Raw genomic sequence first — 26156 nt, 5'->3', positions numbered from 1 at the left:
CTGCGGTCCTCAGGCCGCGTGCGCCCAATGATGCTGATTGTCCCCCGCCAGGTGTACCTCCGAAGGGTTACCTACGGATATCAGTTGCGTATTTAAAAGCAGGAATCGTGAGAGGGAATGGAGCGCGAGCGCCGATACCAGTTCGTACCGTTCCATCTGTTTCACGTGATGAAGGCCCCGAGGCTTAGTCCGAAGGGGTAGGTGTGGTTCCTTCATGCAAGGAATAGGATGCGCAGGCGAAGTGCATAAAACTGCGTAAATGACGGTTTGGAAAAGGATATCACCATGGGACAGGTGATTGCAGTCGGGGCGCGGAACGCAAGGGCTGCGTTGCGCAAGCTGCTTGTGCTGGCGTCGCTGGCCCCGCTGCTCACGATCGTTCAGCCGTCCGACGTGGATGCGCAGACGCAACCTGCTGCTCGTCAATTGCGACGTGAGGCACCGCCGCAAAAGCCGCAGGTGACGATGAACGCCTGGACGGTTGGCCTCGCCGGAGGTCTTCTTGAGGGCGCGCCCATCCGCCTGGCGGCTGAAGTGGCCCGCGTCGTGGATGATGGTGACAAACTGCACGTTCTTCCGATCGTGACGCGCGGAGCCACGGAAAACGTGAATTCACTGCTTTACTTGCGCGGCATCGATGCCGCCATCATCAATTCCGACGTGCTTGAGGAATACAAGAGCCAGGTGCCCGATATTCAGCAACGGCTGGCCTACGTGCTGAACTTGTTTCCGTCCGAGCTTCATATCTTCGTTCGTCCCGAGATTCAGAACCTGAACGATCTCGCCGGCAAGAAGGTGAACTTCAATACCCAGGGCACCGCGGCCGCCTATTCGGGGCCGCTGATCTTCAGTCGTCTTGGCCTCGAGGTGGAAAAGTCCTTCATCCCGCATCAGATCGCGCTCGAGCAGATGCGCAAGGGCGAGATGGCCGCGGTCGTTTTCATTACCTCGAAGCCGGTGGATGCCTTCGTGCGCGGCCGCTGGGAGGCGGGGTTCAAGTTCCTGCCCGTCCCCTATGACCGCAAGTTCGAGGACTATTATCTTCCGGCCGCGCTCGATGCCACAGAATACCCCAATCTGATCAAGCAGGGCGAACGCGTAACGACGATTGCGGTGCCGACAGCGCTCGTCGCCTTCAATTTTCCAGCCAAATCGAACCGCTACGAGCGGTTAGCGCGCTTCGTGGACCATCTGTTCTCCCGGATTGAAAAGTTGCAGCAGCCTGGCTTCGACCCGAAGTGGAAATCGATCAATCTCGCGGCTACCGTTCCTGGTCTTGCGCGCTTCCCTGCGGCGCAGGCATGGCTCGATCGTGGGCCGCGTGCTGCGCATGCATCGCAATGAGACGCGCGGCCGGTCTGTTCGTGGCTGGAATCACGCTCGCAAGCGGAACTGCGTTGGCGCAAGGGGCACGAGATCATCCGACAGCGCAGCTTCACGATTGTTCCCCGGCGGAACGCGCAGCAGGTCTGGAGTGCCCCGAGAGGGCGCCGCAGACCACCGCGCCTCGTCAGGCGAACCAGGGAAGCAACTGGATCATCAGCGTGACGATCTCACCCGTCGATTATTCACCGGTCGCTACCGCCACAACTTCGTCACGCGATGGTGCCGGCGAATCCGGCGTCAAGCTTTCGATTCGCTGCCGCGGCGGGCGGAGCGAACTGGTGGTCGCCGGGCCCGGCGTTCACGGTCGCGGCAACGATTATACGATCTCCTATCGCGTCAACGACGGTCAGGGGCTGCAGATCGCGGCAGCCGTGCCGACCTCGGGAATCGGAGTGGCGTTCGGGGGCGACATTGTTCGTTTACTGCAGTCCCTTCCAGACAGCGGAAGCCTCAGTGTTCACCTTACATCCCGGATGGGGACTGCTCTGGATGCAGTGTTCTCGCTAGGCGGGTTGGAGGCGGTGCGTACGAAGATGGCCACCGTGTGCAGATGGCCACATCCAGCCACGAGACCTAACGGATGAAGTCCAATGACGTGTATCGATAGGAGAGGCATCATGAGCATGTTTCAGTATATTGCGCGAGTAATTACCATGACGGCCGCAACGGTACTGTTCGCCGCGCCATTCGCTGCGGCGGAGCAAGGCGGACGGTACTGGGTGCCGACAACGACGGAGCCCGCTACGCCCCATCAGCGCCTTGCAGCAAAGGCCACCACACAAAACAAAGCAACCACACAAAAAAGGGCACGATCCCCTCTTGAAAGGACGCGATCCCCTCTCGCCGCCAACGCTCGGCTTGCCGACTCCAAAGCGCACCGTTTGATCTTGCAGGTGAACACGAACGACCCCGCCGCCATGAATCTCGCGCTCAACAACGCCACGAATGTTGCGCAATACTACAAGGATGCCGGCGAGAAGGTGAAGATCGAGGTGGTCACGTTCGGGCCCGGCCTGCATATGCTGCGCGATGACACCTCGCCGGTAAAGGCTCGTATCGAGGAGATGGCGCTCAGTGCGCCGGAGGTCTCGTTCAAGGCCTGCGGCAACACTCAGGAAAGAATGCACAAGGCCGAGAACAAGGACATCCCGATTGTTCGTCAGGCCGAGGTGGTGAAGTCAGGCGTCGTGCGCGTGATGGAGCTGCAGGAGAAGGGATGGTCCTATGTAAAACCCTAACCCGAAAGGGGTGGGGATCCCCCATGCGAATCATGGGATTTGCGTAGCGGCGGAGCGCATAATAGCGCGACCTGAACGGGTCGCATCGCCAAGCGACGGGTGATTGCAGATGGGCCGCACGGTTATTCTCAGTGACGGATCAAGTACTGTTTCCGATATCGCAAGCGCGTCGCGCAACGATTCGGACACGACGCCGTTTGCGCAGAAGATAAAGCAAAGGAGGCCGCTGCCCGCGCCCGGACGATCCGCGCCCCTGTGGATGGCCGCTGCCATGCTCGCAATGACATGGGCGTCGGAAACGCACGCTTGCCCCGATCGAGAGCGACCGTTGGCGGATGCGCAGCTGGTGACGGCTGCCCGCAACCTCGATTCTGCTGGAACGGAAGGTGATGACGATTCAGTAGCCTTGTCGGTAGCCTTGCCGCCGAGCCGAGCCGGCGACGACAGATCGGTGCAGGTTGTCCAAGCGACGATCGGCGACACAAGGCAGTCTCCGGAACAGGAACTTCACTGGGCGGAGACCCTGTCCCGCGAACTCACCAATGCAAGGCGCGATATCGAGTTGCTGCAACGTCTCGAGCAGGAGCGCGATCGGGCCGAGTGGCTGGAGCAGACTCTTGCGGCAGCGCGAAGGGATGTCGAAACCCAGAGCGCGCTGGCGGCTAAAGCGGCCGAAGAAACCGCGCGCATGAGGCAGGCTGCGCCGAGCGGTGCGGCGGAGTTGCAGAACTCCCTGCAACAGGCGCGTGAGCTGGCGGACCGGCTGGAGCAGGACCTTGCGGCGGCGCGACGCGATGTCGGGACCCAGACCGCACTGGCTGCAAGGGCAGGCGAGGAAGCTTCCCGGTCGAAACAGGCAGGGGAGAGCATCGCTGCGGAACTGCAGAAGTCCCTGCAACAGGAGCGCGATCGGTCCGCGCGGCTGGAGCAGGATCTGGCGACAGTGCGGCATAAGGTCGAGACCCAGACCGCGCTGGCGAAGAAAGCGGGTGAGGAAACTGCCCTGTTGAAAGCGGCGGGAGAGAGCGGCACGGAGCTGCAGAGGTCCCTGCACCAGGAGCGCGAGCGGTCCGCCCGGCTGGAGCGGGATCTTGCGGCGTCGCAGGGGGATGTCGAGACCCAGGCCGCGCTGGCGGCAAAGGCAAGCGAGGAGGTTTTGCGGCGGAAGCAGGCGGCGGAAGCCGGGACTGCCGAACTGAGGCAGTCGCGCGCAAGGGCCGACGCGCTGGCGCAAGACCTCTCCCTGACGCGGAGCGCGATCTATGCATACGAGGCGCAGGCCCGCAAAGCTGGAGACGAAGCGGCGGAACTCAGGCAAGCAGCTGCAAACGGCGCGCCGTCGCCTGGCAAGGCTGCTCCGGACGAGCGCGAGCGGTTCGCGCGTCTGGAGCAGGATCTGGCGGTGGCCCGACGTGACGTCGAGACCCAGGCTGGGCTGGCGGCGAAAGCGGGTGAGGAAGCGTTCAGGCTGAAACAGGAAAGGGAGAGCGGCGCGGCGGAGCTGCAGAAGTCCCGACAACAGGAGCGTGAGCGATCCGCGCGGCTGGAGCAGGAGCTTGCAGCGGCGCGGCGTGATGTCGAGACGCAGACCGCGCTGGCGACGAAGGCGGGTGAGGAAACTTCCCGGCTGAAAGCGGCTGGGGAGAGCGGCGCGACGGAGCTGCAGAAGTCCCTGCAACGGGAGCGTGAGCGTTCCGCGCGGCTGGAGCAGGATCTGGCGACGGTGCGGCGTGATGTCGAGACCCAGACCGCGCTGGCGACGAAAGCAGGCGAGGAAACGTCCCGGCTGAAAGCGGCGGGGGAGAGCGGCGCGGCGGAGCTGCAGAAGTCCCGGCAACAGGAGCGTGAGCGATCAGCGCGGCTGGAGCAGGAGCTTGCAGCGGCGCGGCGTGACGTCGAGACCCAGACCGCGCTGGCGACGAAAGCAGGCGCGGAAACTTCCCGGCTGAAGGCGGCGGGGGAGAGCGCGGCGGAGCTGCAGAAGTCCCGGCAACAGGAGCGTGAGCGATCAGCGCGGCTGGAGCAGGAGCTGGCGGCTGCGCGGCGTGATGTCGAGACCCAGACCGCACTGGCGACGAAAGCGGGCGCGGAAACTTCGCGGCTGAAAGCGGCGGCGGAGAGCGGTGCGGCGGAGGTGCAAAAGTCCCTGCAACAGGAGCGCGAGCGGTCCGCGCGGCTGGAGCAGGATCTCGCGACGGCGCGGCGTGATGTCGAGATCCAGACCGCGCTGGCGGCAAAGGCCGGCGAGGAAGCTTTGCGGCGGAAGCAGGCGACGGTTGCCAGTGCCGTGGAGCTGAGGCGATCGACGCAAAAAGAGCACGAAACGGCCGATTTGCTTGAAGGCCTTTCGATGACGCGGAGCGCGATCTATGCGTACAAGGCGCAGGCCCGCAAAGCTGGAGGCGAAGCGGCGGAACTCAGAGAGGCGGCTGCAAACAGCGCGCCGTTGCATCGCAATTCGGTACAGGACCAGCGCGAGCGGCCCGCGTGGTTGCAGCAGAATCTTGCAGAGGCGCGTGCCGAGTGGGCACCAGCGGCGCCCGCGCGTGGCGATGCTCAGCTCGATTCCGAGCAAGCCGCGGTGACGACAGGGTTGGTTGCGCGCGCGGCGGCGCTGCTCCGGCAGGGCGATATAGGCGCGGCGCGGCTTGTACTCGAGCGCGCCGTCGAGATGGGCAGCGCCCAGGCGAGCTTCGCGCTGGCAGAAACCTACGACCCATTGATCCTTGCGAAATGGAAAACTCAGGGCACGCGCGGCGATGCGAGCAAGGCGCAAGGTCTCTATGCCAGGGCCGACGCCGCAGGAATCCAGGAGGCGAAAGCGCGGCTGGAAGCGCTACGTCGCTAGCGCATACGCCAAGCGACCGGTGAATCCGCGTAATCATCTTCACGGCCGGCATCTCCCGGCACGTGCTTCGTTCGAAAGCGGGATGCGCCTTACGGGCAATTGTTGCCCGCAAGGGTCATCGATAGTGTCTACCGCTCTCGCATCGACTCCTGCTTGTATCGCGCCAGTGGCGACAGAAGGTAGCTGATGATCCTGCGCGTGCCGGTCTTGATTTCGACCGTCACCGCCATTCCGGGGCCGAGCTTGACGAGCTTGTCCTCCACCTGCATCTCCGGACGGTCGAGCGAAATGCGCGCGGCATATTCCAGTTCCTGACCTTTCGGCTCACTGCTGCTCTGCGCCGTACCCGATCCCCGGTCACTCGAACCGCTCTGCGGCCTGTCGCGCGTGATGGCATCCGACGACACGCTGAGCACGTCGCCATGAAGGAGCCCATAACGCGTGAAGTTGAACGTGTCGACCTTGATCTCGGCCTTCAGTCCCGGATGAACGAAGCCAATGTCGCGATTGGAGAGCATGGCCTCGATCTCGAGCTGGCTGTCGCTCGGAACTACCACGGCCAGCGCCTGCGCCGGTGTCACCACGCCTCCCACCGTATGAACCGCAAGCTGCTGCACGATGCCGTCGACCGGTGCGGTCAAACGCTGTAGTTTCGTGCGCCGATCCGCCTTGACCACCTCCTGCGCGGCGGTCGCAGCCTTCTGCTCGGCCTTCGCGAGTGCGTCATAGGTCGTGCGCCGATACTCCGCTGCGGTCCTTTCCTTGGTTTCCTTCAGGAACGCGGTGGCCGCGTCGGCTTCGAGCAGTCGACTTTGCTGCAAGAGGAGGTCCTGCTGAAGGCCGACCAGCTCCTGGTACTCCGAGAGGTAGATGACCTTCGAGGCCAATGCCTTCTCGACGAGGCCTTTGCGGATGTCGACGCGCTCCTGCAGCACCGGTATCGTGGCCTGCAGTTTCGTCGCGCTCGCCGACGTGGTCGCCCGTTCCGCTTCCTTCTGACCCAGCTGACGATCGATTTCCGCGAGCTTGGCGTTCTGTTCGGCGCGCTGGCTGATCAGGAACTGGCGATGCATTTCGACCTCGGCGGCGCTTGCGCTCTGCGGCGGCCGGAAGGCGGCGAGTGGATCTGCCGCCAGTGCCGCGCGCAGCCGCGCGACTTCGAGCTCCGCTGCCAGGAGATCGCTCTTCTGGCGCTCCTGGTCGGCTTCCGTCATCGTCGGGTCGAGCTCGATCAGGACGTCGCCGGCCTTGACACGCTGTCCGTCGCGAACCTGGATGGCGCGGACAACGCCCGTTTCGAACGGCTGGATCAGCTTTGTGCGGCCACCCGGCACGATCTTGCCCGTCGCCGTGGCGACGATATCGACGCTCCCGAGCGACGCCCAGGCCAGCGCGACGCAGAAGAGTGCGATGATGCTCGCCCCGATCGCACGCCCGATCGGCGACGGAGGCGATTCGGTGATTTCGAGTGCTGCCGGCAGGAACGCTATTTCGTTCTCGCGCCGGCGAACTTCGGCTCTCGGAAATGCAACGACGTTTCGGTTAGCGGACGTCATGGATACCTGCCTGCAAATAGTGGAGGTTCGCGTAACGACCGTTCGTGCGGATCAGCTCATCATGGCTGCCGTCCTCAACGATCCGACCATGCTCGATCGTGATGATCCGGTTCGCATTGCGCACGGTAGAGAGCCGGTGCGCGATGACGAAGACGGTCCGTCCGGCAGAAATTTGTCTCATGTTCTGCTGGATGGCGCGCTCGCTTTCGTAGTCCAGAGCACTCGTCGCCTCGTCGAAGATCAGGATACGCGGATCGGTGATAAGTGCGCGCGCGATCGCGATACGCTGGCGCTGCCCGCCGGACAGGCTGCTGCCGCGTTCGCCCACCACGGTGTCATAGCCCTCGGGCAGCTCAAGGATGAAGTCGTGAGCGCCGGCGAGCGATGCCGCCTCGATGACCCGATCCATCGGCATGGACGGGTCGGCGAGCGCGATGTTCTCGCGAACCGAGCGGTTGAAGAGCACGTTCTCCTGCAGCACGACACCTATCTGTCGTCGCAGCCAGCTCAGATCGACCATCGCGAGATCGACGCCGTCAACCAGCACGCGTCCGCTCTCCGGCACATAGAGGCGCTGGATCAGCTTGGTAATGGTGCTCTTGCCCGAGCCCGAGGAGCCCACGATGCCGACGACCTGGCCGGGCTCGACGCTGAAGGAGACGTTGTGCAGCACCTCGGGGCCGTCGATGCGGTAGCGGAAGGTCGCGTGCTCGAATGTGACCTTGCCGCGGATCGCCGGCAGCGCGGCGCGGCCGGGATTGAAGCTCGGCTCGGGTAGGGTGTTGAGGATGTCGCCGAGGCGATCGATCGACAGCCGGGCCTGATGGAAATCCTGCCAGATCTGTGCGAGCCGCAGCACCGGCGTGCTGACGCGAGCGGCCAGCATGTTGAACGCGACGAGCTCGCCGACAGTCAGTTCCCCGCCGATCACGAGCCGGGCGCCGAAGTAAAGGATTGCCGCGATGACCAGCTTGTTGATCATCTGGACTGCCTGGCTCGCCGTATTGTTCAGGCTGAGCACGCGGAAGCTTGCGGCCACATAGCCGGCGAGTTGCTCCTCCCAACGGCGCTGCATCTGCGGCTCGACTGCCATGGCCTTCAGGGTTTCGACGCCGGTGACGCTTTCGACAAGGAAGGCCTGATTCTCGGATCCGCGATTGAACTTCTCATCGAGGCGCCGGCGAAACAGCGGCGCAACTCCTGCGGAGATCCCGATGTAGAACGGGAAGGACGCCAGGACGATCAGCGTCAACGTCGTCGAGTAGTAGAACATCACCGCAAGGAAAACGACCGTGAACAGCAGATCGATGACCAGCGTAAGCGCTGAGCTCGTCAGGAACTGGCGGATATTCTCGAGCTCGCGGACGCGTGCCACCGAATCGCCGACGCGGCGGGTCTGAAAATACGCGATCGGCAGCGCCATCAGGTGACGAAACAGCCGGGCGCCGAGTTCGACGTCGATGCGGTTTGTCGTGTGCGCGAACAGATAGACGCGCAGCGTTTCGAGAATGGCCTCGAAGACGGTGAGGGCGACCAGGCCGATGATCAGCACGTCGAGCGTGCTCATGCTTCGATGCACGAGCACCTTGTCGATGACCACCTGGAAGAACAGTGGTGAGACGACGGCAAAGATCTGAATGAAGAAGGAGGCGACCAGCACCTCGCTGAGGAGGCTGCGATACTTGTGGACTGCGCCGACAAACCAGCCGATATCGAAGCGCCGGGAGAGATCCGTCAGGCTCGCGCGTCGGGCCATCAGGATGATGTCGCCGTCCCAGATGGCCTCCAGTTCGGCCTGCGTCATTGTCTCGGGTCGGGGCGACAACGGGCGCTGAACGAGGAGATTGTCGTCGATTACTTTGCCGAGGATCAGAAATCCGCCGTCGCGCAGCACGGCGATTCCCGGCAGCGGGGTAACCGCAAGCCGGCTCCAGCTCGTCTTCTGTACCCGTGCCTTGAGCCCGAAATCCTTGGCACAGCGCAGGATTTCGGTAACACCTACGCGAGCGGCTCCTACCCGATGGCGGATTTGCCCCGGGTCGGCCGCGATACCATGGCTACGCAGCAGTATCGTCAGCGCAATGAGCGCGGATTCATCCGCATTGTCGGATTCGGCACTCGCCGCCGCGACTTCGGTGCTCACCGGAGGGGAAGCGATATCGCCTCGAGCGGCGAAACGTCCACGCATCAAGGTATCGCGGGCTTTCATCAAGGTATCGCACATGCGCATCAAGGCATCGCGCGTGCGCATCAAGGCATCGCCAGGATGCATCAAAGGCTCGAGGGCACGCATCACGGCGTCCCCGGCACGGCGCGCCACGTCAACTCCGCGGGCGCTGATGCCTTCGAGTGCATGAAGTATCCGATTAGCGACGGTCTGCGGTCCGGGCAGGATCAAGCGGCCGTCCCAGATTTCTTCGAATTCCGCGCGCGTCATCACCCTGGGATTTGACCAGGTCGGATGCAGCACAAGTGCACCCCTGTCGTCGATCTTTCCGAGAAGCAGAAATCCGCCGTCATGCAACGATGCGATTCCAGGCAGCTGGATGGCAGCAAGTCGCTTCCAATGCGTCGTCCGCGAACCGAGATTTACGCCAAACTCGCGCGCACAGTGCAGCATTGCGCGGATGTCGAATGCATTGCTTCCGCATCGATCGCGGAGCTGGTCGGGCGTAGCGTTCACGCCGTGAAGCCGCAGGAACAGAGCCAGGGCCCGAAATCCTAGATCTGCAACGTGGTGGGCATTTCCATTCTGGATCGCCATGTTTTTTTACTCAACCCTTCGCGGCTACCGACCGCTTCCGATGTTCCTTCTCATGCATTCCCAAATTTCGATGTTGGCGCACCCGGGCGACGAGCGCCCGGGTGCGGAAGCGAATCAGGCAGATGGTCTGGTGAGGAACGAAACCTGACCCCAAGTGGTGCCATTCGATGCAGACGCCACAATCTGACCGGGATCGACCCGGCCGGTGCTGCCGGCCATATACTGGTTCAGCAGCGCAAAGCCCTGGTTTGCCAGGGACGCTGCGGTCGTGGTGGTCGCAGACGGAGCATCCGCCACAGTCATCTTCTGCGACGCGGATGTCGTAACGGCGCCGGTGACCGGGTCCTTGGCGGTTGCCGTCAGCGTGATTGTGTCGACCGGATCACACGAGCCTCGGTAGTAGTTGTGCAGCGTCAGTCCGCTGTCAACCTGCGCCTTCGTCAAGGTGATATCTCTTCCACTGAACCTGTGACCGAGGCCGTCGGTGATCGTCTCGTACGACGCCAATCCCCTGATGTTCACGGTCACCTTGTCGTTGGGGTCGGTCGTTGACACCTTCACCCCCAAGTCGACCGTGCCGCCCCCGCCCTTCACCGTGAGCGTGGGATCCGCGACGGTGAGGGCCGGCGCGATCGAGGATGGAGACGTCGGTGATGTCGGCGACGTAGGAGCATCCGCCACGGTCATCCACTTCGTCGAGGATGTCGTAACGGCGCCGGTGACCGGGTCCTTGGCGGTTGCCGTCAGCGTGATTGTGTCGACCGGATCATGCGAGCCTCGGTAGTAGTTGTGCAGCGTCAGTCCGCTGTCAACCTGCGCCTTCGTCAAGGTGATATCTGTTCCACTGAACCTGTGACCGAGGCCGTCGGTGATCGTCTCGTACGACGCCAATCCCCTGATGTTCACGGTCACTCTGTCGTTGGGATCGGTCGTTGACACCTTCACCCCCAGGCCGACCGTGCCGCCCGCGCCCTTCACCGTGAGCGTGGGATCCGCGACGGTGAGGGCCGGCGCGATCGAGGATGGAGACGTCGGTGATGTCGGCGACGTAGGCGATGTCGGTGAAATCGGATCGACATCGACCTGGAGACCGGTAAAGGTCTTCACCGCGCCCGAAAGGTTCGCCGCCAGGCCGGATGCATCCTTGATGCTCGCGCCGGTCAAATTGACGCCGGTGATGGCAAGCGCCGAGGTATCGGTGTGAGTCGCCGCGACCGTCGTTTTGAAGGTGAGCGAATTCGTGCCCGACCCGCCGAAATAGGTGGCCTTGGCGCCATCATTGAGCGACAGCGTAGGCGTACCGGTGACGGTCACGGCCTCGCTGAAGCCGAGCGTTAATGTGATGGTATCGCCGACATGCTCAATTCCCGTCCCCGGTGAAGCGGACGCCTGCAGCACGGTCGGCGCGAGGTTTACCGGGGTGGTTGGCGTCGTGGGCGTGGTTGGCGTTGTCGGCGACGTAGGCGATGTCGGTAAAATCGGATCGACATCGACCTGGAGACCGGCGAAGGTCTTCACCGCGCCCGAAAGGTTCGCCGCCAAGCCGGATGTATCCTTGATGCTCGCGCCGGTCAAATTGACGCCGGTGATGGCAAGCGCCGAGGTATCGCGGTCGGTCGCCGCGACAGTCGTTTTGAAGGTGAGCGTATTCGTGCCCGACCCGCCGAAATAGGTGGCTTTGCCGCCATCATTAAGCGACAGCGTAGGCGTACCGGTGACGGTCACGGCTTCGCTGAAGCCGAGCGTCAATGTGATGGTATCGCCGACATGCTCGATTCCCGTCCCCGGTGAAGCGGACGCCTGCAGCACTGTCGGCGCGAGGTTTACCGGGGCGGTTGGATTCGTCGGCGTGGTGGGCGTCGTCGAACCGGGCTCCAGGCCGGGCGCCGGATCTGCCGTCAATTGGGCCGGAGTGAGCGTAGTGAAATAGACATGCTGATACTCGGTTGTCAGTTTAGTCCAGTTGTTGTTCCCGGCCAAGGGATTGTTGTTAAATCCGCTGACAAATCCAGCGCTGGGGCTTACCCACCAATCGGCGCCGAGCTGGGCCACCAGATTCGCGTTCGGATCGTTGGTCTTGATGTCCGCTTCAACGAAAACACCGTCGACCGTTCCGGGTGCGTAAGTTCCGCGCCCCGTGGGCCAGAAATGGTCGTTGTATCCGCTGGTAGGCGCATCCACGCTTACGCTTCCATCGGACAATTTTTGCTGTTGCCATGACACACTTGCATTACCAGCGAAGTCAGCGACATAATGGTGCCCACTGATGCCCTGCGTCGACTGGTTTTGCACCAAGACCCAGTTGCCATTTGTGAGATGCACATACGTACGGAAATTCGCGATCTGTACAGTGTCGTCCGATGGGCTCGGGCTGAGCGGCACTCCGCTCTGGGGATAGACTACTCCCCATCCTGTGACAGCCGAGAAATTGGAAGGCGGGTTGTCGTTAGCAACCAGTGCGCCCTTATACCAGCCCCAGCTCGAAGGGACGCCTAGCGGGTATCCATCGCTGTTCCCAGACGTATTTTGATAGATGGCTTCGTTCAAAGCGCTTGTGGACACTAAGATCTCCTTTGCAGGAAAGTTGAAGTTGAAGTCGGAATTCCACTGCCGCGCATAGCGGGCGCACGACATATTGCTTGCTCGCAGTCTGGGACCGCGAACACATTTCAACGCTCGGACTGCGAGCGGATTCCAACGCATCGCAGCCCTCGGACTGCGAGCGGATTCCAAATGCAGTGGGATTTGCCCCCCCGACTGCTGATCGGTTGGTTAGTAAGCAAAAATGGCGAAAAGACTTCCAAAAAGTGATTTTAAACACATGTATGTGGCCCTATACGTGCGGATATTTCGTCGAAACGCGGTCGACAGGCCGGTTCAAAAACACCCACGTTGGATTTTTCTGTCAGATGTACGGCGTCGTCGCTGGGCGGGAGCGTCATGCGGGTCGTCCCAAAGCGTCGGCGAACCAAGCTTGCGGATCGGTCGACGCTCCCCACCGACTTCGCTACAGAGGTAGCCGTGGCGTTTCGCTACCAATCGGCGTCGAGCGGGCCACCAGATTTGCGTTCGGACCGTTGATCTTCATCTGCGCTTCAACGAAGACACCGTTGACGTTCCGGGCGTGAAAGTGTCGCGCACCGCGGGCCAGAAACGATTGTTGTATCGCTGGCGTTGCTTGAATGCTGGACGTGTCACGCCATGTTTGCGGCACAGATCGACGACCGAAACGCCCGTCTCTGCTCTTAAGGCCCTTCAAAGAAAATGCGTTGTCCTGGAAACGCCGATAGATCAGCTATTTCAAGGGCGGAGGCGGTTCGGCTTGTAGTTGCGATTTGGTCATGGTCGTGAAGAAGAAATACTGGTACGTCGTGTTCAACTTGACCCAGGCGCCCATGCCGACGGCGGGATTATTTACAAATACTCCATCTTGGTTGAGGTACGGAGCTGAGGCGCTTCTCCACCAGTCAGCGCCAAAGTTTGCGATCAGATTTGCCCTTGCGCTATCGGTGCGCAGCTGTGCGATCGAGAACACCCCGTCGACTGTTCCGGGATCATACGAGCCCCTCGGAAAAATCCAGAAGTGATCGTTCTGGCCGGAAGCCGGCGAGGCCATTCTTGCGCTTCCGTCAGGCTGAACGACGAGACTCATTGGCGAAGAGGAGTCGTTGGAGAAATCTGCCACGTAATGCCCGCCTGCGACAGAATTCGTGGCTTGATCTTGTACGAGTTGCCAGCCGCCAATCGTCAAGTGCACATAGACCCGATAATCCTTCAAATAAACATTGGCAGCTACGTTCGAAGCACCGACTTGCGGATATATCTGTCCCCAACCAGTTAGTGCAAGGAAGTCGGAAGGAGGAGCGCCGTTCCCCTTGGCAGCGGGGCCACCTGCATACCACCCGAATATGGTCGGGACTCCGTACGGATATAGTCCGTTGTCATATCCGGAATTCTGCGAAACTACACAATCGATAGATAATGAAGTGCAGATGGGTTGGGGCGCCGGACGCTTGGTCTCGGCGCTCGCCGATGAGACGAGGGCGCCGAGGAACATGAGAGCCGGGAGCGGAAGAGCACGACAGTTTTTCATGGTATTTATGGATCCAATTGGGTCGATGATACAATCAGCAGCCACCGACGCGGACGAGTGGTTTCGCCGTCCGAGAAGCCGGCGAGTCGTGTCGCGCGGGGGGCGTCAGACCTAAGGCTACGCTCCCATCTCACAGGCGTGCGCGACGTTCGCGGCAAACACGTCTTTGGCGCCGCGCTCTGATCCACCCTCACGCACTCACCAGTGATCGGTAGGTGTCTGTCAAATTGGCGTTGTGTTTCTCGATGGAGAATTGCCGCTCTGCTCGAACCCGCCCCGCAGCACCCATGCGCGCACGCAGCGAAGGATCGCGCATCAAGCGGCTGATGTGACGTTGGAGTTCCTCGGCATCGCCTGGCTCGAACAAGACTCCCGTCTCGCCTTCAACAACGAGTTCCGGAATGCCGCCTATCCGGCTCGCCACAACGGGTTTGCCATGAGCCATCGCTTCCAGCACCGACATTGGACAATTCTCGTACCACTCCGACGGCACGACGATTGCCGAGGCGCCACGGATCGTCGCCTTCAGGGGCTGTCCTGACAGCTGGCCAACAAACCGCGCGTTGGGGTATCGTATCTGCAAGCCACGCTCCAAAGGACCGGTCCCCGCAACCACCAGGTCCCAGCTGCCGGCAGCCTCATGGGCCCGCAACAGAGTCTCGACGCCCTTTTCTCTGGAAAGCCGCCCCAAATAGAGAACGTATCCGTCGTCCTGCGCGCTCGCGTCGATTTCGGCGGTATCTACCCCATTATAGAGCAATACGACCTGTTCCGATCGGAACCGATGCAAAACCGCATCACGCATGAACTGGCTAGGCGCAAGAAATCGATCCACCTTTTCATAGCTGCCGAGCCAACGCTGAATTGCTGCTTCTGCGTAGAGCAGGGCACTGTCAGCGATGGCCCCGCCGGCACAGCGGTTCCTCAAGACGTGGCCGAAATCTCCGTCCTGGCACAGCGAACAAGGGCGACCCTCTCGCAGACGCAAATATGCCGGGCACACCAGCTTGAAATCGTGCAGCGTCAACACAACCGGAATGCCCCGCGACTTGGCAATGCTGATGATCGAGGGCGTTAACTGATGATAGACGTTATGGCAGTGCATCAGATCTGGTTGCGTCTTGTCGATGAGCGCAGCGATCTTGCTTACTGCCTCTCGCGAATGAATGAACGAAAGCGCGGGGCTCAGCTTCGACAGCTTGCCGCCTTTGCGATAGTCCTTGTTGGATACGAAATGGGATGCGTAAGGTGATTCACGATTCCGTTCGTCGTGCATCGAGAAATCGATCACTTGCTCGCCCGAGTGCAACAGGTAGTCGCGCTCCTGAAACATGACGACTTCCGCCCCGCCTTTGGGGAAGAAAAACTTATTGGCCATCAGCACCTTCATCCGCGCAGTCTCCCAAGCCGACGTTTATTCACCCAGCCGACGCTTTATGCCGCCTAAGTTCGGCTTCTCCGCTGCGTACTGCTCTTCGATATACCCTGATGGTCTGCTTCACCACGGAGTGCCAGTCATAACGCTCGGCGACCCATCGGCGAGTGCTCTCGCGCATTTCCACCGGCCACGGCATGCGCGCGAATGACTCCAACCGAGCCGCAAGTGCAGGCACATCCCCCAAAGGAAAATAGTGCTTCACCTGCAACCCAATCTCCAGATGCGCGGGGAGATCACTGGCGATCACGGGAAGCCCGTAACTCAATGCCTCCAGCAGCACGATCGGCAAACCTTCGTGAGAAGATGGCAGAACGAAAACGCCGGCATGAGCATACAGCTCGCGGAGCGGAAGGCCGGTCTGGAATCCGGCCAAGACCGCGCCTGGGGTCGCATGGACAAGCGCCGCCACTTCCGCAGCGTATGCGTCCGGGTGATCGGAAGCCCCAATCACCACAAGCTTCCATCCGTTCAGCTTAGCTGTCGCGTAGGCCGCGATCAGATCCTTGTGCCGCTTCTCTGGCACCATACGGGTCACCGTCAACACGTATCGACCCGGTGTCAGCCCAAACGTTTGCAACGCCGAAGTACTGCTCGGAATTTCCGGCAGGTCGACACCGTTAGGTATCACGTACGATTCCAGACCGTATTTGTGACGTATGAGGTTGCGTATCGTCCGAGAGATTACAATACGGCGGCTGCAGAACCGCATCCCCCATGCCTCTCCAGCACGCAGAACTGCCTTGGCAAATAGCCCCCATTTCTCTCGATCATAATCAGGGCCATGATGCGTCACAACCACATGCAGTCCCAACAAGCGTGCCAACGGCACCATCAGAGAGGGTCCGATTGCCTGGATGTGCAGGACCTGCGGGCGCCGCCAAGCTGCGGCCAGCACCCCCAGGAACGAATGAACTATCGTTTCAAGAGCCCGGGACTTGGGCGACCAGATTCGTAGGTAGCGCACCCCCTTCCAGCCGTCGCCTCGATCACGCGGCACATAGGCGGAACGAACGACCACCTCAACATCACAATCCAACTCCCTCAACATCTGGCACAAGTGCTCCGCGTGAGCTTCCACTCCGCCCTGCACGCCGGGAAATCCACGCAATCCAAGCATCATCACACGCAACATGGAACGACCCCGTGCTCACCAACATGGTCATGCTGTTTCAGCGAGGATGACCTTGCTAACGCTCACGTTAGGCCACTCGCCGATGTCGATGCGGGGCTAAAAAGGCGTTGCTGGGAGGGAGTCCGGAGTACCCATAAAGAGGTGTCCGCACGAGACTAGTGGTGGTCTTGGCAAATCCGCCCGTTCGATGCGATGCTTCCGCTCATCGAAATTGAGTTTTTTGAGCAGAGTGGTCCCTGGCTCCATGAAACAGCAACTGAAGGATCTCGTGTGCCACGGGGTTAGCTGGGCTGGGCTTATGCCGGCCGTTCGCAGTCTATTTGCGGGTCGCGCCGCGATAATCTCCTTCCACGAGATACAGAGAGAGTTTCGGTGTGAATTGGCAACCGGGACGTCAGTTTCCCTGTTTGAGCACTCGCTGCGTTGGCTGCGGCGAGAAGGGTGGGAAATTGTTAGCCTCGAGGAATGCCTTGATCGAGTGTCGAGGGACGACCGATCGCGTCGTTATGCAGTGCTTACTTTCGATGACGCTTACCGAGACAATGTTTCGGTGGCGCTTCCAATCCTAGAGCGTCATAATGCGCCGTTCATGATGTACGTGCCGACTGGTGCTCCCACGCGAACCCTGGAATCGTGGTGGCTCGGCTTGCGCGAATTAATTCGCTCACGGGATGATGTCACGGTCGATGCAATGGAGACCCGATTCCATTGTCCTGACGTTCAGGCCAAGGTATCCGCGTTAGCCCGAGCCACACAGTGGGTTCATGAGGACTATCATCGTGCGGCCATGCTTGCTCCGACCTTCCGCAAAGCGGGTATATCGCTGTCTGCATTGAACGACGCGTATTTTCTTGACGAGCGGGAAATTCAAGCTCTGTCACATCATCCACTCGCTTCGATTGGCGGGCACACGACCTCGCACCCAGCGCTCAAGAATCTTGACAGTGCTTCCGCGCGAGCGGAAATGGCCGATAACCGAAACTATCTCCAGAACCTGACCCAAAGGCCAGTGCGGCACTTCGCTTATCCATATGGCAACCCTAAAGCATCTGGTCCTCGCGAAGAGCAACTCTGCAGCGCGGTGGGCTTTTTGACGGGGGTAACTACACGGCCTGGACCACTAGACAATCTGCCCTTAAATTACTTTGCGCTTCCTCGTGTTTTCGTTGACTCAGAAGTAGGTTTTCAGGCTCGAATGAGCGGTCTCCAGCGGGCCTTTCGGATGCTTATTGGTGATGCGCGCGCGGCATAAGCTGCCGACCGTCGATCGGGGTCACCGGCGCAGCTTTGCGAAAATACTGATCGAGAAGGTCGTCAGCGGCCTGGAAACCGGCATAGCGCAGCGCTGACTCGAATTGATCACCCGCTGCCGGGTATTGCCGTTCAGGAAGATGTCGTTCGGCGCCGGCGTGTTGACGGCACGCCATGAACCATGGCATCGCCAGAATTCCAAGACATTGCCCAGCCTGTTCATCAGGCGGTTCTGGACCCACTTGACCGCGGATTAATTGACGCGGCCATATGGGCCACTGGGTTACGGTCCGTGGATCACCAGTTCGGTGTCCGATAGATCGGCAAGCCGGGGGCATTGTGGACCCTTGAAGTATTTGCGGCGGCGTTCCCTGTAGAAGCCGACCAGGTCGTTCATGCGGCCGTTCGCGTCGAGAGCGATCGCGACCTTTCCGCGTCGGAGCAGGAATCGGCCGATGGCGCCGGCGCAGGCAACATAATCGGCTACCTCGTGGCAGTAGATCAGCTGCATCGCCGGAGGTGCGATCCGTTCTTTGATGCGCATCGACTGTAGGAGGAAGGGATAGCCGCGGCCGTCGGCCGCGCGGCACACCAAGCCGAGGCAGCCGTAAGCGGCGTGCCGTGTCAAAATCGCGACGTCGGCGTCGGGCAGGCTCTCGACCGCCTTCGCATCTCGCGGGACGATTTCGACGCGCATGCCGTTCGCCGGGCGCGATAGTGCCGGGAATGAGAAGAACAAGCCGTGGCAGTAGGGGCGGAAACCCTGGGTCTCGATGGTCGGCCAGGTCCAGTCCGCCGGGCTAATGTTGACGTAGGTGACATGATCATGGCGCTGCGCGACCTTGGTCAGGATCGGCGCGTAGTTGCGGTAGGCAGGCTCTACGTACCAACTGGAGAGATTGCAGCGAATCGAGATCGCGCCGCCTTCGTCTCGTGCGGTGTAGATCAACAGTAGGACCCCGACGGGCGTCCCATCATGGTCGAGCATGTAGCCGAAACGCGGGTAACCTTCGGGTATGTCGCGCACGGACTGGCGTTGAAGTCCGGCCATCCACCAGCCGCGGGAATGGCGCGTAAAGCCGTACGCCAGAAGACGGGCGACGGCGTCAAGATCGGCTATTCCTATCTCGCGACATCGGATCATCGTCCGCACTCCGTCACGGGCTCGGCGCAGATCAACCCAGTTGAGCTGCAGGCGCGGCTGAGCGCGTAGCACATATCCGCCGCGTCGGGGATCAACGCGCCAACCCCCGCCGGGCTCGATCGGGAATTGGGCGCCAAGAAGCCTCTTCTTGCGCGCCGCGTCGATGGCTTTCCGTGGAAAGACCGCTTAAGCCTTTGTCGCCGCGGCTTCCGTGACGACGGCCGCCCGCTGCCGGAACGCGACGCGGTCACGAGAGAGTACGACTCTGCTTTCCGCTCGGCCTTGTTCCGGTGCTGCCCTTCCTGCTCATTCATTGGCCCAACGCTTCCCATGTGATGGTCGGACGGATCGACGTCAGAGATTAGTTCCGCGCGAAGCCGCTGGCGGCAATCTAACAGACCGAGCTTGCGGGGTGGGCGGTGCAAAGGTGGATATCCAGAAACATGCACCCCAAGCGAGGTACCTCCGAAGCCGAACTGCTGACCTAAGGTGCGGTGCGGCGTAAAACAGCCAAATCGGAGGTTGCAGCCATCCCTCCGGTTCGCGTGGAGCGAACAAACTTTTGGACAGAAATTTCCCGGTCAGTATCGCTCTCAGCTTCATCTCGGTTTCGAGAAGGCGCGAGGTACCTCTTTTGAGCCTCAACGAACGCTGCTTGCTCCGAAGTAGCCTCTTCACACTCTTTGAGAAAAATCGGATTGTTCAAGTCCCGGGAGAACTCGGCAACAGGAACGCCGGGATGCTTTCAATTCGAGGTGAGACCGATGCCGCTCGCGCTTATCGAAACTGGTCATTGCAATGTGGATCTCAAGCCAGCGCCGATTGAGCCATCTTGGATCATTGAGGGCAATCCGCAAGCTCGCAACTGCGCGCTGTCGGTCAGCGCAGATCACGCGGCCTGCACGCTGATCTGGTCCTGCACCGAAGGCAAGTTCAACTGGTACTACGACTGCGACGAGACCATCGTGATCCTCGAGGGATCGATCGTGCTCGAGAGCGACGGCATGCCGCCGCAGCGCTATGGAGTCGGTGACGTAATCTTTTTCCGCGACGGTGCGCACGCGAAATGGCATGTCGAGGGCTATGTGAAGAAGGTGGCCTTCTTCCGCAAGACCAATCCGGTGGGGCTCAGTTTGGCCGTCCGCGTGGTCAACAAGCTCAGGTCCTTGATCCCGCGGCGCCATGATCCTGCTGTCCAACGAGGGGTAGGCGCCACCGCTCGATAGGGGCAGGGAGGGGATTTGCTGTTAGAGACTGAGAAAGTTGGCGCGTAATCGGCTCCGCAGCAACGGGAGGCAGGCTGCAGGCGCAGTGCTTGACCGGTCATAAATCCATTTGGGCTAGCTCGAACGGCTGCGCCGGGGTTGGCGTCGGTAACTCGATTGACCATTCTCGATGCCCCTTTGGCCCTTTGCCCGGGAGTCACTCGTCTTATAGGCTTGGCGAAGAGGAAGAGTTTTTCGTCGATTTGGACGAGAGGGCCGGCGGCTGTGCGGCGGGAATCCACGTTCGTTAAGGAAGTGAATGTGTCCACGGAAACACGACCGACTGTCAGCATCATCATCAAGGCGCTGAACGAAGAACGTCATATCGCGGCGGCAATCGAAAGCGCGCTCGGCGCGCTCGAAGAAAGCGACGGAGAGGTAATCCTAGCCGATGGCGGTTCGAGTGATCGTACCGTCGAGATTGCGCGCCGATACCCGATCCTCATCGTTCGGCTGAACCGGAGCGAAGATCGATCCTGCGGGTCGGGCGCGCAACTCGGTTTTCAGTACAGCCGCGGCCGCTATCTGCTGCTGATGGATGGCGATATGCAGGTGCATTCCGGTTTCCTGGCCGCCGCCATCGACACCCTGAGCCGAAATCGGAACTTCGCCGGTGTCGGCGGCGTGCTCACCGAGCCCAGCTTGGTGAACGAGGAATATGAACAGCGACGCAAGCGCCATAATCCTGCCCGCCACCCCGGCCGTGTCACACGGCTGGACGGCAGCGCGCTCTATCGTCGAACGGCGATCGAGTCGATCGGCTATCTGACCGACCGTAACCTCCACGGCTTTGAGGAATTTGATCTGGGTGCCCGGCTGCATTCCGCGGGCTGGGCGCTTGCCAAGATAGACCGCCCGATCGCCTATCATGAGCCTCACACCGGGAGTGCCTATCGTCTGTTGCTTCGTCGTGTCCGCAGCCGGTTCTCCTGGGCGCCAGGCGAGCTGGTCAGAGCGGCTGTGGGTCGCCGACATTTCTGGTTCGTCTTGCGGAACGACCGCCAGTGGAAGATATGCCTGCTCGTGACCGGCTGGTGGGTCACGGTGCTCACAATGCTGGCAATGCCGGGCTGGCTTTCGGCGTTTGCTGCCGGCGGGATATTCCTGTTTCCCTTCGCCGGCATGTCGCTGCGCTGGCGATCGGTTCGGCTCGGCCTCTACTCAGTCGCGGCGTGGAACGCCATGGCTCTTTGCTTTTTGCCTGGTTTGTTGCGGCCGCGTCGTTCCCCGGCCAGCTGGATTGAAAGCACTGTCATGTGGGACCGTCGTCACGAGCGCGATGGGACGGCGCACCAGGGCTGCCAGATACCCGGCGGGAAATCGAATATGCACGCGCGCGCCCCCGAGGAGGCCAAATCGTGACGATGGCGCTGCCAGCGAGCCGGCATTCTCTCGTCCGGCCGTTCGCCGGAAGCGACCGTCTCATTCGCAGCACGCTGTTCCTAGCTTTATTTTTGCAGGTCTGGTTGACCGCGAGCCCGTTTCCCGACCAGTCGGATGCGAGCGCGCTCGAACTTTCAACCAACGCAAACGTCACGGGGCAAATCATTGCGATAGTGTTGACGGGCGCCCTGGGCGCGTTTGCGCTCACCCACCGTTTGCGCGCTCTTGCGCGATTAGTGACGCCCATCCTCGTTGCTATTTTTCTGTGGTTCGCTTGCTCCGCCGCCCTCTCACTTCACCCTGATCTCGCTGCGCGTCGATTGGTGCTGGCGAGTTTCGTGATGTTCCAGGCCGGCATGTTTGTTCTTCTGCCGGAAGATCGCATCCACTTTGCGCGACTGCTGGCGGTCGGCGCTCTGTTCATCCTGGCTTTGTGTTATGCCGGAGTAATATTTGCGCCGCACGTCTCGATCCATCAAGTCACCGACCTTGCCGAACCGCAGCTCGCCGGGAACTGGCGCGGCTGTTTCGACCACAAGAACGGGGCGGGGGCCGGGATGGCAATCCTCATCTTTTTCGGCATTTACATCTTTCGTAGGCTGAGCGGCGCGCTTGGATCGCTGATCGTCGCGCTGGCAACGTTTTTCCTCATCTTCACGGAGGCGAAGTCGCCGATCATGCTGTTGCCGTTTGCGTTGGCCTTCAGCGTCGTATTTGTGTGGCTCCGCAGTACCGCCGCGAAGCTGATCGTCCTGATCGGCGTCCCGGCGGTCATCGGCGTCCTTACTATCGGATCGGTCCAGTTTGCCGCTGTGAACACGTTGGTCGAGGAACTGATGCCGGACCCGACCTTCACGGGCCGAGTCGATATCTGGCAGTTCACGCTCGATCATATCGCCCAGCACCCAATCGCCGGTTTCGGATTTCAGGCCTTTTGGGGAACGAGCGAGCTGGTGAACAGCTGGACTTGGCGCGGACCGTGGGGTTACCGCGCTAGCGATGCACACAATGGCTATCTCAACATCGCGGTGATGACCGGGCTCGTGGGCCTGGTGCTGACGCTCGGTTGGGCATTCGTCCGGCCTTTCATCGACCACGTGCGCACTCCTCCGGGTCGCGCCGATCCGGCGCTCACCTTGATGTTCATCCAGACCTGGCTGTTCGGGCTCTACCTGTGCGGCTTCGAATCCGTGCTGTTCAGCAACGGCAACGGCGTGTGGTTTATGACTGTGGTGTCAATCTTCGGGCTGCGTCTTCAGGCCAGCGCCAAATAGGTTGGAGAGAGGGCGTGAGGCACTCCTCACACTGCCTTCTGTCGATCAACAAATACTTCTGCCCACCGGGCAGGGCCGGAGCGGTCTTTCGACGGCGCCGGATGGCAGGTCGTGCCGAAAGATTTTCTCACGCCATAGGTAGGAGCTTGAATTCGGCCGGAGCTAACCGGCGCAAGGCAAGCTCCTGCAGGCTCGCCTTCGATATTGCCGACCCTGCGCGGCGCCGGGATTCCGGTCGTCAGGACCGTGCACAATCTCAAGCGCGCCTGTCCTGCCTACACCATGATGACAGCAAACGGGCCATATGAACGCTGTCGCGGCGGTCGCATTCACAACATCCGGTTCATCGCTGTATCGTTCAGGCTGAGCAGCAGGTCGCGGCGGTGGTGGCGAGGCTCGAACACCGATCGCCGGGGCATATCGGGCTGCGTGTCGTGGGCGGCCGGCGCCGCGGCACGCTCGGCCCGATGGAACATGGGCGCTTCTTGAGAGGCCGCGATTGGCAACAGGTCGCCCGGCGGACACCCGATCATTGTATCTCGGCGCTGGCTCGCGCACCCGCCTGGATTCGACGCGGGATGGAGCATCATGCTCAGGTCCGCCGAATGGCCGACAGGCAGTAATAAAGGGCGATGGCGGAAAGGCCGGTCACGCTCGCAATACCCCACATCACAGCACCGGTAATCGCGTATGAAACAAGGACGGTGATCCCGGCGCCGATCACCAGCAAGTCGCGCGGCTCGAATGTCCTGACATCGAACAGCGTTTTTACGCGCGCCGCGAGCGGATAGAGCAGAGCACACGCGAGCGCCATCGTGATCGGAATCGCCGTTGGACCGAGTAACGGCGCTATCACGAACGGCGCGGTGACCAACGCACCGAAGGTCGAGGCGGTGGTTCTGAGCGAGACGTTCGCCTGGCCAGCGATGAGCAGCAGTCGGTCCGAAGTTGCAAAGAACGAATGCATGAAAGAATGGATCGCCAGCCACACCAGGAACGACCCTGCGCTGGTGTAATTGCCGAATAGCGGTAGCAGGAAGGGGCCGATGCATAATATGCCTGCGATGTTGAGCGCGCTGCAGCCGACCATCAGCTTGCGGCAGAATACGTACTCCTGGCGCAGCGCGGCGAGGTCCTTCGTCTGGATTATCTGCGCAGCGCGCGGCGCAAAGCGCTTGAGCAGCACGATCTGAAAGAACGAGTAAAGGGCTGCGATCCGCGCGGCGACCGCGTAATCCGCTACAACTTCCGATGGGAACAACATGCCGGCGACCAGAATGTCGACGGCGCCCAATTGATTGGCGAAGAGCGTTGCGGCAACGAACTTGCCGCAGTAGCTCAGGTCCCAGAAGGTCCAGGGCCGCCATCCTCCGACCGAGCGGTCACACAACGACCGAGCGGACCACAACCATGGAAGGAAGACTGAAAGAGTCATGGCGTGGGCAACGTATGCGTTCGGCAGGCCCGACAGCGCCACGGCGGGCAGCAGCACCATCCGCACCGCGTTGGGAGCGGCTTCTCCGAGAAAGATCGATTCCGTGATGCGCGACCGCCCTTCGAGTGCGCCGGTCGACGTCACCAGCAGTACGGTGAAAATTCCAAATGGCGCGAGTTCGCGGAACCAAGCCTCCAGCCCCGGCTTGGCGAGTGCATGCGCGATCGGTCCGGCGAGAGCAAAGCCTGCGAGTGCGACGAGGGCGGCAGCCGTGGCGCTGAAGAAAGCCGAATAGCGATGCAGTCTGATTTCCGCGGTTCTGTCGTTGGGATGCCGCGACACGTGATAAATCAGCACCAGCGAGGCGCCGATCCCGAATGCCATGCCGATAACTCGATAGAAGCCAAAGGCGATCATCATGTCGCCAAAACTGTCTTTGGACAGTATGCGGTTAAGGATGATCAGCACGATGAACTGCGAGGCCAGCCCAAACACGCGGGCGCTGGATCCAGCTGCCAGAACGGCCAGATAGGTGCCGAGCTGGCCTTCACGGAAGACCGCGCGAACGCGGTCTTGGGAAAGAAACGCGGCTAGCATCCTTGCTATTCCAATCCTAACGCCTTGACGATTGACGGATCGAGTGCGGACCTTTCGGTGGGCTTTATCAAGAGACACCAATACTGCCGCTGTGGACCCATGTGGTGAGGGGGATTAACCAGAGACTGCGCCCTGCGCACGATCCTAACCCCTTCGTGCGCCTAACTGCCCAAACTCGGCTCTTTGTACTCGCGATGTCTTTCGAGCTCGGACGAGCCGTCCAACTGGGATTTAGAGGCGCTGGCTTTGCCCATTGGGACAACTGCGCGTCCTCCAGTCCAGCCCTCCGGTGCGGCCGCTCGATCTGATAGATCTCGCAGCATTCCGATGGCGATGCCAAGAAGCAACCCTGCAACGGTCGATATCCCGAGCACGATTCCGGCTTTCGGCGCACTGGCCGTCAAGGGACGCGACACATCGGTGAGCTGGTACGCCTCGAACGTAGATGAGGGTGGTTGCTGCTGCGCGGCTTCCATATACCGCTGCACACGGAGAAAATTATCATAGGTCCTTACGGCGGCTTCCGCTTTGGCTTCCAGTTCGCGTAGCTCTCCTTGCATGCTCGCCATCGATTGCGATGGTTTGCCTGCGTCATCTGCGGAATCCGCGATCTCGTTCCTCTTATCCGTTAGTGCCTTCTTGGCAGCTGACACCTGGCTGCTCAAGTCGCTGGTCCGATCCTTGATCCACCTCTCATTTTGCAAAGCCGATTTGTATTTTGCGTCCATCTGACTCACGATGTACGTTTCGGCGACAGTGTTCAGGATCTTCGCCGCGCGCTCGGGGTCGTCGGATTCGTAGGAAAGCTCGATAATGTATGTCAAGCCGACGCGCTTCGCCGAAAGCTTGCGGGCGAACGAATCCGTAGCCTGGCGCATCAAGCTGTATTCCGTTTCTGGCTTCCTCCAGCCGAGCAGCCGAGAGACCGACCTTTTCATGCGCTGCGCGAAGCCTTGCCCGATAAATTCAGGATCGTTTGCCAAACCGAGTTTTTGGATCACGACGCGAGCGAGCCCCTCAGACTCTATGATCGCGATCTGACTGTCCGTGATCGTTGACACGGACGCAGTGTCTCCGGGTGCAGCTTTCGAGTTTATGATGAGTCTCACGTTTGCGGTGAACGTTGGTACTGCAACGATGAGGTAGAGTAGCGCGATGAAAAGCGTTGCCAAAAAGGTTAGGACCAGGATCGACAGGTGTCGCCGTATGAAAGCCACCCCTTCTGCCAGAAACTCGAAAGGCGACCGAGATTCAGGCGGCATATCGTCCTGCTTTACCGAGCTTTCCGTTCTATAAATCTGCAGCATTTTCACGAACCTGTACTGGCGGTTACACTACCGGGGCGCTGGGCA

18 protein-coding genes and 1 pseudogene are annotated in these 26156 nt (G+C 60.9%); 7 read left to right on the top strand and 12 right to left on the bottom strand.

Annotation, left to right across the window (positions count from 1 at the left end):
• The first annotated feature begins 345 nt into the window (after nucleotides 1-345).
• From JQ575_RS35160 to JQ575_RS35150, 3 genes are all read left to right on the top strand, one after another.
• Entirely contained in the window at nucleotides 346-1344 is a 999-nt protein-coding gene (locus JQ575_RS35160) for a TAXI family TRAP transporter solute-binding subunit (protein ID WP_312016075.1), read from the top strand.
• A 659-nt stretch (nucleotides 1345-2003) separates the two neighbouring features.
• Entirely contained in the window at nucleotides 2004-2624 is a 621-nt protein-coding gene (locus JQ575_RS35155) for a DsrE family protein (protein WP_212037797.1), read from the top strand.
• 109 nt (nucleotides 2625-2733) lie between these two features.
• Nucleotides 2734-5472, top strand: coding sequence for a hypothetical protein (locus JQ575_RS35150; protein WP_409364854.1), 2739 nt, complete (start codon nucleotides 2734-2736; stop codon nucleotides 5470-5472).
• A 128-nt stretch (nucleotides 5473-5600) separates the two neighbouring features.
• Here JQ575_RS35150 and JQ575_RS35145 read toward each other — a convergent pair whose 3' ends face one another.
• The 7 genes and pseudogenes from JQ575_RS35145 to JQ575_RS35120 form a co-directional block, all read right to left on the bottom strand.
• Complete coding sequence (locus tag JQ575_RS35145; RefSeq protein ID WP_212037795.1) at nucleotides 5601-7028, bottom strand: HlyD family type I secretion periplasmic adaptor subunit; 1428 nt, start codon at nucleotides 7026-7028, stop codon at nucleotides 5601-5603.
• The gene (locus tag JQ575_RS35140) at nucleotides 7015-9216 is read right to left on the bottom strand and encodes a type I secretion system permease/ATPase (protein ID WP_409364853.1); all 2202 of its coding nucleotides are present in this window, start codon (nucleotides 9214-9216) and stop codon (nucleotides 7015-7017) included. Before JQ575_RS35140 ends, JQ575_RS35145 begins: the two co-directional genes overlap by 14 nt.
• Before the next feature lie 204 nt (nucleotides 9217-9420).
• A pseudogene (locus JQ575_RS46660) lies at nucleotides 9421-9792 on the bottom strand (cysteine peptidase family C39 domain-containing protein); the annotation flags it as partial.
• 114 nt (nucleotides 9793-9906) lie between these two features.
• On the bottom strand, nucleotides 9907-12426 hold the full coding sequence (locus JQ575_RS35135; protein ID WP_212037793.1) for a hypothetical protein: 2520 nt from the start codon (nucleotides 12424-12426) through the stop codon (nucleotides 9907-9909).
• Between the two features lie 661 nt (nucleotides 12427-13087).
• Nucleotides 13088-13408 (bottom strand): hypothetical protein, encoded by a 321-nt coding sequence (locus JQ575_RS35130; RefSeq protein WP_212037792.1) that lies wholly within the window; start codon nucleotides 13406-13408, stop codon nucleotides 13088-13090.
• Between the two features lie 667 nt (nucleotides 13409-14075).
• Entirely contained in the window at nucleotides 14076-15275 is a 1200-nt protein-coding gene (locus JQ575_RS35125) for a glycosyltransferase family 4 protein (protein WP_212037791.1), read from the bottom strand.
• A gap of 28 nt (nucleotides 15276-15303) precedes the next feature.
• Complete coding sequence (locus JQ575_RS35120; protein WP_249167120.1) at nucleotides 15304-16455, bottom strand: glycosyltransferase family 4 protein; 1152 nt, start codon at nucleotides 16453-16455, stop codon at nucleotides 15304-15306.
• A gap of 244 nt (nucleotides 16456-16699) precedes the next feature.
• Here JQ575_RS35120 and JQ575_RS35115 point away from each other — a divergent pair, with 244 nt between their 5' ends.
• Nucleotides 16700-17707 (top strand): polysaccharide deacetylase family protein, encoded by a 1008-nt coding sequence (locus tag JQ575_RS35115; RefSeq protein WP_212037790.1) that lies wholly within the window; start codon nucleotides 16700-16702, stop codon nucleotides 17705-17707.
• A 21-nt stretch (nucleotides 17708-17728) separates the two neighbouring features.
• Here the strand turns inward: JQ575_RS35115 and JQ575_RS35110 are convergent, their stop codons facing one another.
• Together JQ575_RS35110 and JQ575_RS35105 are read right to left on the bottom strand one after the other, a co-directional pair.
• A complete protein-coding gene (locus tag JQ575_RS35110; protein WP_212037789.1) occupies nucleotides 17729-17929 on the bottom strand; it encodes a hypothetical protein in 201 nt (66 codons plus the stop codon).
• Nucleotides 17930-17989: 60 nt separating this feature from the next.
• Complete coding sequence (locus JQ575_RS35105; RefSeq protein ID WP_212037788.1) at nucleotides 17990-18850, bottom strand: acyl-CoA acyltransferase; 861 nt, start codon at nucleotides 18848-18850, stop codon at nucleotides 17990-17992.
• A 764-nt stretch (nucleotides 18851-19614) separates the two neighbouring features.
• Between JQ575_RS35105 and JQ575_RS35100 the strand changes: the two genes are divergently transcribed.
• The 3 genes from JQ575_RS35100 to JQ575_RS35090 all read left to right on the top strand — a co-directional run bounded on the left by JQ575_RS35100 (nucleotide 19615) and on the right by JQ575_RS35090 (nucleotide 22772).
• Nucleotides 19615-20076 (top strand): cupin domain-containing protein, encoded by a 462-nt coding sequence (locus JQ575_RS35100; protein WP_212037787.1) that lies wholly within the window; start codon nucleotides 19615-19617, stop codon nucleotides 20074-20076.
• A gap of 300 nt (nucleotides 20077-20376) precedes the next feature.
• Nucleotides 20377-21477: a glycosyltransferase gene (locus JQ575_RS35095; RefSeq protein ID WP_212037786.1), complete on the top strand. Its 1101-nt coding sequence runs from the start codon at nucleotides 20377-20379 to the stop codon at nucleotides 21475-21477.
• Between the two features lie 2 nt (nucleotides 21478-21479).
• Nucleotides 21480-22772, top strand: coding sequence for an O-antigen ligase (locus JQ575_RS35090; protein ID WP_249167123.1), 1293 nt, complete (start codon nucleotides 21480-21482; stop codon nucleotides 22770-22772).
• A gap of 329 nt (nucleotides 22773-23101) precedes the next feature.
• Here JQ575_RS35090 and JQ575_RS35085 read toward each other — a convergent pair whose 3' ends face one another.
• From JQ575_RS35085 to JQ575_RS35075, 3 genes are all read right to left on the bottom strand, one after another.
• A complete protein-coding gene (locus JQ575_RS35085; RefSeq protein ID WP_212037784.1) occupies nucleotides 23102-23248 on the bottom strand; it encodes a hypothetical protein in 147 nt (48 codons plus the stop codon).
• 116 nt (nucleotides 23249-23364) lie between these two features.
• Nucleotides 23365-24804: a lipopolysaccharide biosynthesis protein gene (locus JQ575_RS35080; RefSeq protein WP_212037783.1), complete on the bottom strand. Its 1440-nt coding sequence runs from the start codon at nucleotides 24802-24804 to the stop codon at nucleotides 23365-23367.
• Between the two features lie 161 nt (nucleotides 24805-24965).
• Complete coding sequence (locus JQ575_RS35075; RefSeq protein ID WP_249167119.1) at nucleotides 24966-26111, bottom strand: hypothetical protein; 1146 nt, start codon at nucleotides 26109-26111, stop codon at nucleotides 24966-24968.
• Nucleotides 26112-26156 lie beyond the last annotated feature (45 nt).

The sequence above is a fragment of the Bradyrhizobium sp. JYMT SZCCT0428 genome (genome assembly GCF_018131075.1).
Classification (GTDB): Bacteria; Pseudomonadota; Alphaproteobacteria; order Rhizobiales; family Xanthobacteraceae; genus Bradyrhizobium.
Note: the sequence above shows the minus strand (reverse complement) of the source record. Positions and strands in the feature narration are given on the sequence as shown.